The organism is Streptantibioticus ferralitis (assembly GCF_029223525.1).
In the GTDB taxonomy this organism is placed as follows: domain Bacteria; phylum Actinomycetota; class Actinomycetes; order Streptomycetales; family Streptomycetaceae; genus Streptantibioticus_A; species Streptantibioticus_A ferralitis.
In genome coordinates this window covers 1-15,050 of record NZ_JARHTQ010000015.1, presented here as the reverse complement: position 1 = coordinate 15,050, position 15,050 = coordinate 1, and the positions used below count along the sequence as shown (strand labels likewise).

General features: G+C 72.0%; 11 protein-coding genes. 6 read left to right on the top strand and 5 right to left on the bottom strand.

All coding sequences use genetic code 11. The features are described 5' to 3' along the window. Positions 1 to 193: 193 nt before the first annotated feature. A complete protein-coding gene (locus P2L57_RS22105; protein ID WP_372515865.1) occupies positions 194 to 1,276 on the bottom strand; it encodes a mechanosensitive ion channel family protein in 1,083 nt (360 codons plus the stop codon). Positions 1,277 to 1,575: 299 nt separating this feature from the next. Here P2L57_RS22105 and P2L57_RS22100 point away from each other — a divergent pair, with 299 nt between their 5' ends. Together P2L57_RS22100 and P2L57_RS22095 are read left to right on the top strand one after the other, a co-directional pair. Continuing rightward, positions 1,576 to 2,112, top strand: coding sequence for an HNH endonuclease (locus P2L57_RS22100; protein WP_255931552.1), 537 nt, complete (start codon positions 1,576 to 1,578; stop codon positions 2,110 to 2,112). Between the two features lie 247 nt (positions 2,113 to 2,359). Then, positions 2,360 to 2,536 (top strand): DUF397 domain-containing protein, encoded by a 177-nt coding sequence (locus tag P2L57_RS22095; RefSeq protein WP_275817209.1) that lies wholly within the window; start codon positions 2,360 to 2,362, stop codon positions 2,534 to 2,536. Here the strand turns inward: P2L57_RS22095 and P2L57_RS22090 are convergent. Together P2L57_RS22090 and P2L57_RS22085 are read right to left on the bottom strand one after the other, a co-directional pair. Further along, positions 2,475 to 2,999, bottom strand: coding sequence for a hypothetical protein (locus P2L57_RS22090; protein WP_275817207.1), 525 nt, complete (start codon positions 2,997 to 2,999; stop codon positions 2,475 to 2,477). The two genes, P2L57_RS22095 and P2L57_RS22090, sit on opposite strands and share 62 nt — an antisense overlap. A gap of 81 nt (positions 3,000 to 3,080) precedes the next feature. Continuing rightward, a complete protein-coding gene (locus tag P2L57_RS22085; RefSeq protein WP_275817205.1) occupies positions 3,081 to 6,518 on the bottom strand; it encodes a beta-N-acetylglucosaminidase domain-containing protein in 3,438 nt (1,145 codons plus the stop codon). 326 nt (positions 6,519 to 6,844) lie between these two features. On the opposite strand from P2L57_RS22085, the gene P2L57_RS22080 reads away from it, so the two are divergent. The 4 genes from P2L57_RS22080 (at position 6,845) to P2L57_RS22065 (ending at position 10,939) form a co-directional block, all read left to right on the top strand. Further along, positions 6,845 to 8,290: an amidase gene (locus tag P2L57_RS22080; protein WP_275817203.1), complete on the top strand. Its 1,446-nt coding sequence runs from the start codon at positions 6,845 to 6,847 to the stop codon at positions 8,288 to 8,290. Positions 8,291 to 8,361: 71 nt separating this feature from the next. Further along, positions 8,362 to 8,565 (top strand): hypothetical protein, encoded by a 204-nt coding sequence (locus P2L57_RS22075; protein WP_372515852.1) that lies wholly within the window; start codon positions 8,362 to 8,364, stop codon positions 8,563 to 8,565. Beyond that, on the top strand, positions 8,565 to 10,658 hold the full coding sequence (malQ, locus tag P2L57_RS22070; RefSeq protein WP_275817201.1) for a 4-alpha-glucanotransferase: 2,094 nt from the start codon (positions 8,565 to 8,567) through the stop codon (positions 10,656 to 10,658). Before P2L57_RS22075 ends, malQ begins: the two co-directional genes overlap by 1 nt. Before the next feature lie 47 nt (positions 10,659 to 10,705). Beyond that, positions 10,706 to 10,939, top strand: coding sequence for a hypothetical protein (locus P2L57_RS22065; protein WP_275817199.1), 234 nt, complete (start codon positions 10,706 to 10,708; stop codon positions 10,937 to 10,939). A 53-nt stretch (positions 10,940 to 10,992) separates the two neighbouring features. On the opposite strand, the gene pepN is transcribed toward P2L57_RS22065, so the two are convergent. Next, a complete protein-coding gene (gene pepN, locus P2L57_RS22060) occupies positions 10,993 to 13,668 on the bottom strand; it encodes an aminopeptidase N (protein WP_275817197.1) in 2,676 nt (891 codons plus the stop codon). An 88-nt stretch (positions 13,669 to 13,756) separates the two neighbouring features. After that, positions 13,757 to 14,764 carry a hypothetical protein gene (locus P2L57_RS22055; protein ID WP_275817194.1) on the bottom strand — a complete coding sequence of 336 codons (1,008 nt, stop codon included), beginning with the start codon at positions 14,762 to 14,764 and terminating at the stop codon, positions 13,757 to 13,759. Positions 14,765 to 15,050 lie beyond the last annotated feature (286 nt).

The following is a 15,050-nucleotide window of genomic DNA, read 5'->3' as shown; positions in this document are numbered from 1 at the left end:
TCGTAGGCGAACGCAACGGTACGGCCACTGCGGGTTGAGGTGGACGCACTATTAGGAAACTTTCCTATCGGTGACTGGAAAGTTAAGCCCCGCCGATTGCCCCGTCAAGAGGTGCGCACCGGGCAACCCGAAGCGTTACGGAAAGACATGTGGCGCCCGGCATCGCGCCGGGCGCCACAAAGGAAGACCTGGGTCACTTCTCCAGATGCGTCCCCGCCGACGGCTCCTGTGGCAGCGGTGCGCTGGCCGTCGACTGCGGTGAGTTCGGGTTGGACAGCGCCGAGGGGGCGGAGACCGCGGCGGCCGGGTCGGTGGCCGCCTCCTCGGTGAGGGCGATCGGCGCGCCGCCGATGATCACGATGCCCGCCTCGTCGAACGCCTTCTTGATGCGCCAGCGCAACTCGCGCGCGACGGTGGTGGCCTTCCCCGGCATGGTCTTCGCCTGGGTCTGGATCACCACCGAGTCCGCGGAGACCGACTCAAGGCCGAGCACCTCCACCGGCTCCCAGAGCGTCTCGTCCCACGGCGCTTCCCTGCTCATCTCCTCCGCGGCCCGGGCGATCACCTCACGTGCCCGGTCCAGGTTCTCGCGGTAGCCGACCTGGACGTCCACCACGGCCGTCGCCCAGCCCTGGCTGAGGTTGCCGATCCGCTTGACCTCGCCGTTGCGCACGTACCAGATCTCACCGTTGTCCCCGCGCAGCTTCGTCACCCGCAGGCCGACCTCGATCACCGTGCCCTGGGCGACGCCCGCGTCGATCACGTCGCCGACGCCGTACTGGTCCTCCAGGATCATGAACACGCCGGAGAGGAAGTCGGTGACCAGGTTGCGCGCGCCGAAGCCGACCGCCACCCCCGCGACACTGACGCTGGCCAGCACCGGCGCGAGGTCGATCTTCATCAGGGAGAGCACCATCAGCGCCGCGGTACCCATGATCAGGAACGAGGCGACGCTGCGCAGCACCGAGCCGATCGCCTCGCTGCGCTGCCGCCGGCGCTCGGTGTTGACCAGCAGCCCGCCCAGCGCGCCGATCTGGCGGTGCTCGGTGTGCTTGTTCATCCGGGCTATCAGCTGGGTGATCATGCGGCGGACCGCGGCGCGCAGCACCATCGCGATGACCACGATGAGCACGATCTGCAGTCCGGTGGTGAGCCAGCTTGCCCAGTTGTTCTCCACCCAGGTCGCGGCGTTGGTGGCCGACTTCTGGGCATGGTCGAAGCTTGCGGTGCCGGGAGTCGAGTCGGCAGCCGCGATCACGGACCAGGGGCGGAGCACAGCAGACACCTTCCGTATGGGACACACCCGACTGCGGGAGGCGGGCCGGTCCGCCACGCTGAGGTGGACCGGACAACCACCCTAACGGGGGAATGCTGTCATCCTGCCGCGTTGATCGTGCCTGATCAGCGCTGGTCGCTTGGCGCGCTGTCCGTAATGCTCGGATGTAAGGAAGTGTGCGGGAAAACACCCTGAGGTCGTTACCCGGTCATGGTGGCGCCATGACCAGGCTTGCGGCGACACTGGGAGAGATCGTCCCGGCGCGAGCCACGCGCCGCCGGCGTATAAGGGAGGCATCCGTGCCGCATGTCCTTGTCCTCAACGCGTCGTACGAGCCGCTCGGCGTCGTACCGCTCCGCCGCGCGCTCATCCTCGTACTCAACAACAAGGCCGTATGCCTCGAGGAGTCCGGCGCCCTGATGCACAGCGCGACCCGCGTCCTTCCGGCGCCCAGCGTCGTCAAACTCACCAAGTTCGTGCGCGTCCCCTTTCGGGGGCCGGTTCCTCTCACCCGTCGGGCGCTCTTCGCGCGGGACGGCGGCAAATGCGCCTATTGCGGATGCGCCGCAACCAGCGTCGACCACGTCATTCCGCGCAGCCGCGGTGGTCAGCACTCCTGGGACAACGTGGTCGCGGCCTGCCGCCGCTGCAACCACGTCAAGGCCGACCGCCATGTCGCCGAACTCGGTTGGCGGCTTCGCCACCAACCGGCGCCGCCGTCCGGCCTGGCCTGGCGGATCATCGGCACGGGCCATAGGGACCCGCGCTGGCTGCCATATCTGCAGCCATACGGCGCGGACGACGCCATGGCCCGGATCGACGGCATCTCTGCCTGATATCCGGGCCTTCGTGTGTCCGGAAGGCCACGGGCCCCAGACCGCAGCCGAGCGCGGTCTGGGGTTTTGTCGTGCGTGCGGTGAACCCCGCCGAGGTGCACCTTCGCGCGCACGGTACGGGTATGCGCCCGTACCCGTTGTGCGTACCAGGAAATTGGACCCGTCTCCCGGGAACGGCATTGCGTGCCCCCGGTCGCATCGAGAACGATGGCGGCGTCGCGCGGAAGTTGTAGGGGGAAGGGGATGTGTGTCACTAGAGGTCACCACCGGTGAAGACGGCATGATCTACATCCGTGAGACCGAGGAGCCGGACGTCGTTGCCGTGACCACGCCCGCCAAGTGGGACGCCTTCGTCCTGGGGGTCAAGGCGGGGGAGTTCGATCACTTCGTGGAGGGTGTGGAGGACCCGGCGGATGAGGAATAGGACACGGCAGATCCGGCTCGGCGCGGTTGGGTGAGCACGTCACAACCGCCACCGACAGGAACGTCGGCGTGGTCAGATAGCAGCCGACAGAAACGTCGCCGCCGGACGCCAACGCGGCGGCGGCGCGGGCCACTTGGCGCGCCAGCCGGGCCGGATCCCGGTCGTGCTCCGAGGCGAACCGGGGCGCCTGCTCCCGCAGCACCCCGCCCAGCCAGGCGGCTGCCGCCGCCGGGTCGTCCCAGGTGCCCCGGATCAGGGATGGGGACTTCATCAGCCAGTGCGCCGTTTCCAGCGGCGGCACCTCGGACCGGATGAATGCCTCCGTCCACGCCCGGTACGCGGCCTGGCGCCGTACCGTCTCCTCCGGGTCGTCCGCCGGCCACGGCGCCACCGGCATCCGCCGCAGGCCGTCGTCATCGAAGACGGCCTTGTCGCCGACCCAGAGATAGCCGTGGTGGTGCACGCTGTCCGATGGTGCACACCGCGGGCGGCGCCAATCGCCGACGCGCCCGGGTGCGTCCGGCGAATGGCCCAGGTGGCAGCGCTACCGGGCGCCCTCGACCGCGTACGCCTCCAGCTCCCACAGCGAGATTCCGTACCGCGTCGCCCGCTGGTCGCACTGGATGCGGATGAAGCGGGTGTCCGCCTCATCCATCCGCACCGTCTCCGTGCCGCCCTGGCCGTTGGTGATCGCCGCCGGCGTGCGCCACGACCGGCCGTCGGACGACACCAGTACCCGGTAGGCGCTGGCGTAGGCGTCCTGCCAGCGCAGGACGACACGACCGATCCGTGCCGGGCGGGACAGCTCCACCTGGACCCACTGGCCGTCCTGCGCCGGGGAGGACCAGCGGGTGTCCGGGCGGCCGTCGGCCACCGCCGACGCCGGGAACCGCGCCGTCTCATCGCCGGACGAGCTGGCCTGCGCGCCGCGCACCAGGTCAGGGCCGCTGGTGCGCGGGTACGCGTGCACGGTCACCGGCTGCGTCACCGTGCCGCCGTCGGCGGTGTACGACACCAGGATCTGGTAGGGACCGGCCTTGGCGTCCGCGTTGACGGACACGCTCAGCGGCACCGTCTGCGACTCCCCGCGCCGCAGCACCACCTGCCCGGGCGCCCGCACGCTGACCCCCTTCGAGGCCTTCACCTCGACCGTGCCGTGGACGTCCGTCGGGCGCAGCGAGGACAGTTGCGCGTCCACGGTGATCTGGCCGCCGCCGATGTCCGCGTCGGCGGTGGGCTGGTCGACGGTCAGCCGTGCGGCGGGGGCGTCGGTGAACCACGGGACCATCGCGTAGACGGCGGGCGGCGTCGCACCGGACGCCCAGCTGATCCGTACCGCGTCCGCGCGTATCCCGTGGCTGGCCAACTCGGTCCAGCCGTCGCCGAGTTGTCCTATGCGCTGCCAGCCGCGACCGTCGACCTCCGCCTCCACAGTGCCCTGCGCGCCGCTGCCGGGCGCGGTCAGCACGGTGAGGCCGTCCAGCGCGCGGGCCGATCCGAAGGCCATGGTCAGCGCGCCGCCGTCGGTGCCGGCTGCCTGGTACGGGACCGTCGGATTGCCGCTGGCCACGGCGGACGGCGGTGTTCCGTCGGTGGCGGCGGGTCCGTCGACCTTCGGCTGGAACGCGCCGACGGCGGTGACGTCGAAGCTGCGCACCGCCACCGCGTTCGGCTGTGCGGATGCGGCCCGCAGCCGCACATAGCGGGCGGTCGCGCCGTGCGGCAGCGCGGCCGTGATGGTCTGCTGGTTCTGGTACGAACCGGCGGACTGCCACGTCCCGCCGTCCGCCGAGTACTCCAGCACCGCGTCCCGCAGGTAGTCCTCAGCCGCGGGGGAGTCGTCGCCGGAGCCCATCGAGATCCTCACCTGGCTCACCCGGCGGGCCGAGCCGAGGTCCACGCCGAAGGTGTCGCCCGGCTGCGGCGGGCGGTCGCTCCACCAGTACGTCGCGTCGCTGCCGTCGGTCATCAGCGATGGATCGGTGGAGCGCGCGGAGCCCAGCGAGGTCACCGCCTGAGGGCGGTCGGCACGCACCCCCGTCCAGGCGTTGGCGGTGTCCACCGCCTTCGTCAGGAACGGGCCCAGCACGCCGCTGCCCACGGTGGCGGTGGACTGCGCGATGGCGTTCTGCGCGCGCTGTACGACGAGTTGCTGCCGCCAGCCCTGCACGCCGTCACCACGCCGTTGCGCCAGCAGCATGTCGACGGCGGCCGCGCCCGCCTGGCCGTACCGGCCCAACTGCTGTAGCCAGGGCCGCACCTCGGTGCCGAAGGCGCCTCCGGCGAGGCCGCCCAACCGCTGCGGGGCCTGGTGCATCGTGTCGAAGGCGGAACGCAGCCGGTTCGCCGCCGTCTGCAACGCGGAGTCGTCCGTACCCGCGTAGGCCTTCCAGAAGGCGTCGATCAACGGCCGCAGATAGGCGGACTCGCCGCCTGAGTCCAGTGGGGACGACGCGTCGTTCCCGGCCAGCGCGCTCAACGCCGCGCGGGTGGCCGGGTCCTGGCCCGCGAGCTCGTCGATGGCCGCCTGCCAGGACTGCTGGGGCTGGTAGCCATTGGGGTTCCAGGCGTAGTCGGCGGCGGTGAACAACGGGATGCGGCCGGCTGACGGCTGCTGCATGGCGTTGGCGAGCAGCCCCGCCGAGGTGGCGGCCACGGCTGGGTCACGACCCGCGTAGGGACCGAGGAAGATACGGTCCTGCGCATAGTCGTTCACCGGATAGTTGTCCATGGTGAGCAGCGGATGCCGGAACGCGGCCTGGGCGTCGGCGAATTGGCCGCCGGTGATCTTCGCGGGCACCACTCCGACACCGGTCCACGCGACCTCGACGCTCGGCGCGAGCGCGTTGGCCAGTGCGCTGCGGTAGGAGGTCGAGCCGTCCTGGTAGTACTCGGTGGGCAGTACGGACAGCGGCGGTGCGCCGGTGCCGTAGCGCGAGGACAGGTGCTGGGCCAGTGCGTTCGCCACCTTGGCCTGGGCGCGGGCGGCGGCGCCCGGGCCGTTGCCGAACGCGGCGGCGTCCGACGAGCAGTGCCACTCGGTGTAACTCACGTCCTGGAACTGCAGTTGGAAGGCGCGCACCCCCAGCGCCCACATCGCGTCCACCTTGCGGGCGAGCGCCTTCAGGTCGTCATCGGAGGAGAAACACAGCGACTGGCCGGGGGCGATCGCCCAGCCCAGGGTGACATGGTTGCGCTGGGCGCGGGCCGCCAGCGCACGCCAGTCGTCCCGCGCCGCGGCGGGGTAGGGCTCACGCCACTGCGTCGTACGGTACGGATCGTCGCCGGGCGCGTAGAGGTAGAAGTCCTGCTTGGTGCGGCCCATGAAGTCCAGCTGGGCGAGCCGCTGGTCGTTCGTCCACGGCTGACCGTAGAAGCCCTCGGTGATACCGCGCACCGCGGTGGACGGCCAGTCGCGGATGACCACGCCCGCGAAGCCGTGTTGCGAACCGCTGGTCCGGGTGAGCTGGCGCAGGGTCTGCGCGGCGTGGAAGAGGCCGTCGGGGCCGACGCCGGAGAGCGCCACGGTGTCGCGGTCGTCGGCTCGGCCGACGGCGAGCCGGTAGCCGCCGGAAGGCAGATCCCCGCGGTCGGGCGCGCCGAGGGTGCGCAGCGCGGAGTCCGCGCCCGGGCCGTCGGCGTAGACGACCAGGCTGTGCGCGGGGAGCGGCCCGCCAGGGGCGATGTCGCGGATGTCACCCGCACCCGCCGCGCGCAGGGCCTCCCGCAGGCAGTCGAGCGCATAACCGTCGGCATGGGCGTCGGCGACCAGCGCGACGGTGGAGGTGACCGGTGCGAACTGGCCCTGTGCGCGCAGCGACTGTGGCTTCGGCCACACCGAGGGCGGCTGCCCCGTGGCGGTTTCGCCGTCCGGCGTGGTCAGCGGTGTGAGACCGGTCGCCGGTGCGGCGACCGCGCAGGGCGCACCTGAGAGCACACTGCCGATGACGGCGGCGATGAACGTCGCCACGGCAGGCTTCAAGCGCCGGGGATGCACGGTTCCTCCAAGCGGAGAGCGGGGGGTGAGGAGGGCAGCGCGTTGCGGGACGCGTGAGGGAGGGGGGACGGTTTCACACGATGGCGTCGAGCCCATCACCGGCTCGGCGGGCTGTCAACGCGCCTGATCATTATGTCGGTTACGTCCCTTCGTCCTGATCCGGGGTGGCAATGCCCCGAACTGACCCAGGGTGTTCGGGGGTGAAACCCGCGGGATCATCTGGTTGGTACGCGTAACGTCAAACGCATGGCCGCGGGGTCCGGGGGCGAAACCCCCGGAATCCTCCGGGTAAGAGGCGTAACGTCAAGCCCATGGCGCAACCGCATGAGTTGACGATGCTGGAGCAGGCCCGGGCCATCCGGGACGGGGAACTCTCCCCGGTCGAGCTGGCGCAGCACTACCTCACCCGCATCGACCGGCTGAACGACGCCGTAGGCGCATACCTCACCGTCACTCCGGAGCGGGCGCTCGACGACGCCCGGCGCGCCGAGCGGCGGTTGGCCGCCGGTGGCGAGCTTCCGCCGCTGCTGGGGGTGCCGGTGCCGGTGAAGGACCTCACGCCGGTTTCCGGGCTGCGGTTCACCGCGGGCTCGGCCGTCTTCGCGGACCAGGTGGCGACCACGTCCACCCGGCTCGGCGAACTGCTCCAGGAAGCCGGGACCGTACTGCTGGGCAAGACCAACACACCCGAGTTCGGGCTGCCCGCCTACACCGAGAGCCGGGTCGGGCCGCCCGCTCGTACCCCGTACGACCTCACCCGGGGCGCGGGCGGATCGAGTGGCGGCGCGGCGGCCGCGGTCGCCGCGGGGCTCGCCGCCGCCGCGCAGGGCTCGGACGGCGGCGGTTCCATTCGGATCCCGGCGAGCTGCTGCGGCATCGTCGGCCTCAAGCCCAGCCGGGGCCGGGTCAGCCCGGCGCCGCTCGGTGATGTCAGCGGGCTCGGGGTGGCCGGGCCACTGGCCCGTACCGTACGGGACACCGCCGCGCTGCTCGATGTCATGTCCGCGCACATCCCGGGTGACCCGGCTCCCCTCGCGCCGCCGCGGCGCCCGTTCCTCGACTGGTGCGACGCGCTGGACCGCGCCCCGCGCCGCCTGCGGATCGCCCGCTGGGCGCAGCCGGACGTCCCCGGTGTGACCGTTGACCCGCGGATCCTCGATGCTTACGAGAAGACCTCCGTGCTGCTCGCCGAACTCGGCCATGAGGTGCTGGACGTGCCGCAGCCGCTCGCCCCCGGGGACCGGGACGCCTTCACCCCGGTGTGGGCCGTACTGGCCGCGCTGCCGCCGGTGCCCGCCGAGCGGGAGGCGGAACTGATGCCCATGACGCGCTGGCTGCGCGCGCAGGGGCAGGCCGCGAGCGGGCTCGACTACGCACGGGCGCTGATGGCGATGCAGTCGATCGGCCGGAAGTTCGCGACCGCCGTCGAGACGTACGACGCGGTACTCACTCCGACGCTGGCCCAACTACCGCAGCCGGTCGGCGCGTTGCGCGACGACGCCGACCCGGCCGCCGACTTCGCGGCGCAGATCGCCTTCACGCCGTTCACCGGGCCGTGGAACATCTCCGGTCTGCCCGCTCTCTCGCTGCCGCTGGGATGGTCGGAGTCGGGCCTGCCGATCGGCATGATGCTCGGCGCGGCGCACGGCGCCGAGGGGCCGCTGCTGGCGCTCGCCGCGCAGGTGGAGGCGGCCGCCCCATGGCGCGGGCGGGGAGTGGTCGAATTCGGGACGGATGGCACCGCGTGCAGTGGGTAGGGCTGACGTGTCCACCCCTACCGACGGCCGGAGGATTTCCGGCTGTCCCTACCGACCGCCGGAGGATCTCCGTGGCCGTTCCCGCCGATCTGCTCCTGTCCGCCTTCTCCGAGTGCGACTGTGGCTGCCCTGAGCAGCCGCTCACCTCGGAGCCCGCGATGGCCGAGGACGTGCCGCTGACCAGCGAGCCGCCGCTGCCCGCCGAGCCCGCGCTGACCAGTGAGCCGGTGGCCGCGGTGACCACCGGCGCGAGCCTGGGGTCGATGGAGATCTGATGGGCGGACCGAACGGGGAAGCGCGGGACGCCGACTGTCATCCGCTGGCGCGGCTCGCCGCGCTGTGTGGCGTCGACACCAGCTACGAGCCCGCGCCGGGCCGGGTGCTCCGCGTTCCCGAGGCGACGGTGGTCGCGGTACTAGCCGCGCTCGGCGTCGACGCCGCCACCCCGCAGGCGGTGCACCAGGCACTCGCCGCCCATGAGCAGCGGCTGCGCACCCGCCTGCTGCCGCCCTGCCTGGTGCTACGGGCAGGCTCGGCGCCGCGCTCCCGGCTGCCGGAGCTGCCGGAGCTGCCGGACGGCACGCTGTACACGGTGGAGCTGGAGACGGGGGAGCAGCTCTCCGGCGAGACGGACACGCTGCCGCTCGGCTACCACACACTGCGGGTGCGGGTGCCGGAGGGACGTTCCGCCGTCGCCCCGCTGATCGTCGTACCGGAGCGGATTCCCGGACCCGAGGCCCGTGGCTACGGGTTCCTGGTGCAGCTCTACTCACTGCTCTCCGACCGTTCCTGGGGCATGGGGGACCTCGGTGACCTCGCCGACCTCGCGGCCTGGGCCGGGCGGGCGCTCGGCGCCGGATTCATCACCGTCAACCCGCTGCACTCCGCGGTCCCCGGCGCGGATCCCTCGCCGTACCGGCCGTCCTCGCGCCGCTTTCCGGATCCCGTCTATCTGCGGGTCGAGGACGTCCCCGAGTACGCCTACCTGCCACCGGCCGCGCGGGAGCGGGCCGCCGAACTGCTCGCCCGCGCCGCCGAACTCCGCGAAACCGTGCTGGAAGAGCGCGAACCGATCGACCGCGACGCGGTGTGGCGGCTCAAGAGCGCCGCGCTCGAACTCGTCAGAACGGTGCCGCTCACCCCCGGTAGGCGCGCCGCGTACTGCGACTTCCTGGCCGAGCGCGGCCAGGCCCTCGACGATCACGCCACCTGGAGCGCGCTCGCCGAACTCCACGGCCCCGACTGGCGTTCCTGGCCCGCGGGGCTGCGTGATCCGCGCTCACCGCAGACCGCGCGAGCCCGCACCGAGGTGCTCGACCGGGTCGATTTCCACTGCTGGCTGGCGTGGTTGACGGACGGTCAGCTGGAGCTGGCGCAGACCGCCGCCGCCGACGCCGGGATGCGGCCGGGGATCGTCCATGATCTCGCGGTCGGCGTCCACCCCTGCGGCGCGGACGCCTGGGCGCTGCGGGACGCGCTCGCACCCGGCATGTCGATCGGCGCGCCGCCGGACGCGTTCAATCCGTACGGTCAGGACTGGGCACTGCCGCCGTGGCGCCCGGACGCACTGGCCGCCACCGGATACGCGCCGTACCGCGATCTGCTGCGTGGCGTGCTGCGCCGCGCGGGCGGACTGCGCATCGACCACATCATGGGCCTGTTCCGGCTGTGGTGGGTGCCTCAGGGCCGCCCGCCGACGGAGGGCGCCTATGTCCGCTACGACGCCGAGGCCATGCTCGGCGTTCTCGCCCTGGAGGCGCACCGCGCCGGAACCGTGGTGATCGGCGAGGACCTTGGCACGGTCGAGCCGGGGGTACGGGAGGCGCTCGCCGAACGCGGGGTCCTGGGCACCTCGGTGCTCTGGTTCGAACGCGACCACGAGGGCGACGGTCAGCCGCTGCCCCCCGAACAGTGGCGCTCCGCCTGTCTGGCCACCGTCACCACCCACGACCTGCCCAGCACCGCCGCCCGCCTCACCGGTGAGCACGTCGACCTGCGCCACCGGCTCGGCCTGCTGACCCGGCCACTCGCCGTCGAGCAGGCCGAGGACGCCGCCGAGATCGCGCAGTGGCTGGCCCTGCTGCGCAGGCTCGGGCTGCTGCCGGAGGGGACCGGGGACGAGGAGGGCGCGGTCAAGGCCGTGCACCGGTTCCTGCTGCGCACGCCAGCCCGGATGGTCGGGATCTGGCTTCCGGACGCGGTCGGCGACCGCCGCCCGCAGAATCTGCCGGGGACGTCCGACCAGTACCCGAACTGGCGGCTGCCGATGGCGGACGCGGCGGGCCGCCCGGTCAGCCTGGACCAGCTGGCGGCCTCGGCGCGGCTGTACGCCCTGGTGGACGAGGTACGGGACGGGCTGAACCGTTAGGGCACCCCGGCCGCGCGGCGCTCAGGAACCTTCGCTACGTTGGGAACGTGGTCAACAAGAACGCCCTGCGCGCCGGTGCGATAGCCGCCGGTACGACGCTGATGCTGCTGATGTCGTCCCCTGCCTTCGCGCTCATCCACGACGATGGCGAGGACCCGGGTCCCGGCCTGAGCATCGGCCAGACCCTCGGGCTCTACGTGGGTGTCCCCGTGCTGCTGTTCGTGGTGATCGCGGGCCTGGTGATCGTCACGGACAAGAGCCGCAAGAAGGCCAAGAGCTAGCACCCTCGGCAGACGGAAAGGGGTGCGGGGGCTGACCCCCGCACCCCTTTCGGCTATCCCTGCGCGGCAGCGCCCGCCGCGCGGTCCGCCGCCTGCGCCCGCAGCGCCCGCTCGACGCCCGCGCGCGACTCGACGACCAGCCGCCGCAGCGCGGCGTTCGGCTCGGCGGAGGCCAGCCAGGCGTCGGTGGCGTCCAGCGTCTCCTGGGACACCTGGAGCGTCGGGTACAGGCCGACGACGATCTGCTGCGCCATCTCGTGCGAGCGGGTCTCCCAGGCGTGCTTGACCGCCGCGAAGTACTTCTCCGTGTACGGCGCCAGCAGCTCCCGCTGGTCGGTCTGCACGAACCCGCCGATCACGGCCTCCTGGACGGCGTTCGGCAGCCCCGCCTTTGCATCAGACGCAGTCGACTCCACGACCGACGCCCACGCGGCGGCCTTCGCCTCCGGCGTGGGCCGGGCCGCCCGGGCCGTGGCCGCGTGCCGCTCGCCCGCCGCCGTGGCATCCCGGGCCAGCTCGGCGTCGATCGCCGCCTCGTCCGCGCGACCGGTCGCCGCCAGCCGCTCAAGCAGCGCCCAGCGCAGCTCGTCGTCGACCACCAGGCCGTCGATCACCTGCGAACCGTCCAGCAGCCCGGCCAGCAGGTCCAGCTGCTCGTCGGTGCGCGCGGTGGCCGCGAACGCCCGTGCCCAGGCGAGTTGGCGGTCGCTGCCCGGCTCGGCCGCCCGCAGCTGCTCCAAGGTGGCCTCGGTCCAGCGGGCCAGCCCCGTCGGCCGCCACTCGGGGGCCGCGTACAGGTCGAGCGCCAGCTTGACCTGCCGGTGCAGCGACTGCACCACGCCGATGTCGGACTCCTTCGCGGCGCCCTGCAGCACCAGCTCCAGGTAGTCGCGGGTGGCGAGCTCCCCGTCGCGGGTCATGTCCCACGCCGAGGCCCAGCTCAGTGCGCGCGGCAGCGACTCGCTGAAGTCCGCGATGTGCCGGGTGACCACGGCGAGCGAGTCCGGGTCCAGCCGGACCTTGGCGTACGACAGGTCGTCGTCGTTGAGCAGGACGACCGCCGGGCGGTGGCGGCCCACCATCTGCGGCACCTCGGTCAGCTCACCGGTGACGTCCAGCTCGATCCGCTCGGTGCGCTCCAGCTTGCCGTCCCGCATCTCGTACACACCGATCGCGATCCGGTGCGGCCGGAGCACCGGCTCACCCTTGGCACCCGCAGGCAGCGCCGGGGCCTCCTGCTTGATGTGGAAGGCGGCGATGACGTCGTGCGCGTCCAGTTCGATCTGCGGGCGCAGCACGTTGATCCCCGCGGTCTCCAGCCACGCCTTCGACCAGGCCTTCAGATCGCGGCCGCTGGTCTCCTCCAGCGCGCCCAGCAGATCGGTCAGCCGGGTGTTGCCCCAGGCGTGCCGCTTGAAGTACGCCCGTACGCCCTCGAAGAACTCCTCCATCCCCACGTAGGCCACCAGCTGCTTCAGCACGCTGGCGCCCTTGGCGTAGGTGATGCCGTCGAAGTTGACCAGGACGTCGTCCAGGTCGCGGATCTCCGCCATGATCGGGTGGGTGGACGGCAGCTGGTCCTGCCGGTAGGCCCAGGTCTTCATCGAGTTGGCGAACGTCGTCCAGGCGTGCGGCCAGCGGCTGTTCGGCGCGTACGCCTGGCAGGCGATCGAGGTGTAGGTGGCGAACGACTCGTTCAGCCACAGGTCGTTCCACCACTCCATGGTGACCAGGTCGCCGAACCACATGTGGGCCAGCTCGTGCAGGATCGTCTCGGCCCGCGACTCGTACGCCGCGTCCGTCACCTTGGAGCGGAAGACGTACTGGTCGCGAATGGTGACCGCGCCCGCGTTCTCCATCGCGCCCGCGTTGAACTCCGGCACGAACAGCTGGTCGTACTTGGCGAACGGGTACGGGAAGTCGAACTTCTCCTGGAACCAGTCGAAGCCCTGCCGGGTGACCTCGAAGATCGCGTCCGCGTCGAGGTGTTCGGCGAGCGAGGGACGGCAGTAGATGCCCAGCGGCACGCTGCGCCGCTCGCCCTCCCGTCGCCCGCCACCGCCCTCGACCGACCGCGCTTCGCGCAGGCCGCCCTTGTCTTCCCAGCTGCTGTGCACGCTGTGGTACGGGCCCGCGATCAGCGCGGTGATGTACGAGGAGATGCGCGGCGTCGGCTCGAAGACGTGCTGGGCGGTGTCGCTGTCCGGCCCGGTGGCGGTGGCCTTCACCGGCGCGTTGCTGATCACCTCCCAGCCCTTGGGGGCGGTGACCGAGAACGCGAAAGTCGCCTTCAGGTCCGGCTGCTCGAAGTTGGCGAACACCCGGCGGGCGTCCGGCACCTCGAACTGGGTGTAGAGGTAGGCCCGCTGGTCGACCGGGTCGACGAAGCGGTGCAGGCCCTCACCGGTGTTGGTGTAGGCGCAGTCGGCGACGACCTTCAGTTCGTTGCGCCCGGCGGCCAGTGACGGCAGGGCGATTCGGCTGTCGTGGAAGACCTCGGCCGGATTCAGCTCCTTACCGTTCAGTACGACCTGGTGCAGCTTCGGTGCGATCAGGTCGATGAACGAGTCCGCGCCCTCCTCGGCGGAGTCGAAGCGCACGACGGTCTCCGACCGGAACGTGCCTCCCTCCTGTGCCCCGCGGAGGTCCAAGTCGATCTCGTAGGAGTCGACAGCGATCAGGCGCGCGCGCTGCTGCGCCTCGTCGCGGGTGAGGTTGGTGCCCGGCACGTGAGCTCCTTATGGGGTGCGATGCGCGGTCTTGTAAGACTGACGCCATCCTGCCACGCGCATGTAACGTGCCAACAGCATGACGTGATCACCGTGGGAGGACCGCCACGTAGGCGTGCGGATTGCGGTCGTCGGCGCCCAGCAGCGCGGTCCTGACCACGGCCGCCTGCTGCTCCAGTGACTCGCGCAGCTTCTTCGGGGTCGTGATGATCACGTCGATGCCCAGCCGTTCCAGTTGCTCGCGGGCGCGGGCGTGCTGCCGCCACAGCGCCTCGTCGTCCTGCCGGGGCGCCCGCGCGTCCAGCTCAAGGGCGACGGCGTGGTCCGGCCAGTAGGCGTCCACGCTGCCCAGGTGCGGGCCGCCGGGCAGCCGTAGGTCGACGTTCCACAGCGGGTCCGGCAGACCGTACTGGCGGACCATCTTGTAGAGCCGGCTCTCCGCGATGGCCCGGCCCTCGGCGAGCAGCGCGTCCACCGCGCGCACCACGTGTGGCCGGCAGAGCAGCCGTGCGTTGTTCAACTCCCGTACGACGGAGGCGGCTTCGCAGCCTCTGGCGCGCACCGACTCGGTGAGCAGTGCCCGTACGGTCTCCGGGTCGCCCAGTCCCGCGACGGCGTCGGCGACCGCCCGGGGCACCGGTGCGCAGGGCAGGCCGAGGATCGACACCGGCCGGGGCAGGGAGTTGGCGCGGCGGATCCGTAGATCGCCGACCGCGCGCAGTCGGCGCTGGCGGGGGATGAGGACGTCGATCTGGTCGAGGGCGCACAGTGGGGGGACGGCACGGAAGCCGTGCAGCGCGAGCGCCGCGAGCCCGGTGACCATGGCCTGCGTTGCCCGGCGGTCCAGGCCGGGCGTCGGCTGGCCGGCGTACAGCAGTGCGGCGTGCAGCCGCTCCTCGCCGGTGGCGGGGCCGGAGTGCAGCAGGAACACCTGCGGGAGCACCTGCTGCCAGGGGCCGCCGGGGCGGCAGCGCTCGGCGAGCACGTTCGCGGGTACGCCGTGGGCGCGGAGTTCGCGTGCGGTCATCACGCGGCGCTGGGTGCGTTCGAGATGGACGAGGGGGCGGGGGCCGAGGGGGGTGGTGTCGTGGTTCATGACCACCGAATTCCCGCTTGCCGCAGGGCACTTAACCCCTGTTACGGTCTCGTCGACAAATCGGGACACGGTGGGGCTAAAGTATGCATGTTCGACGTCCGAGACGTTGTTCTACCCCCCGCCCCCCCCCCGCGGGGGGGCGCCGCCGCCCCCCCCGGGGGGGGGGGCGCGCCGGCCCCCCGCGCGGCGCGGGAGCGCGCTCACCGGGGAGGGGCGCCGCCCGCCACCCGCGGGGGGGGGCGGCCGCGGCCCCGCGCGGGCGGGGGGGCCCCCCGACGCCCTCGGG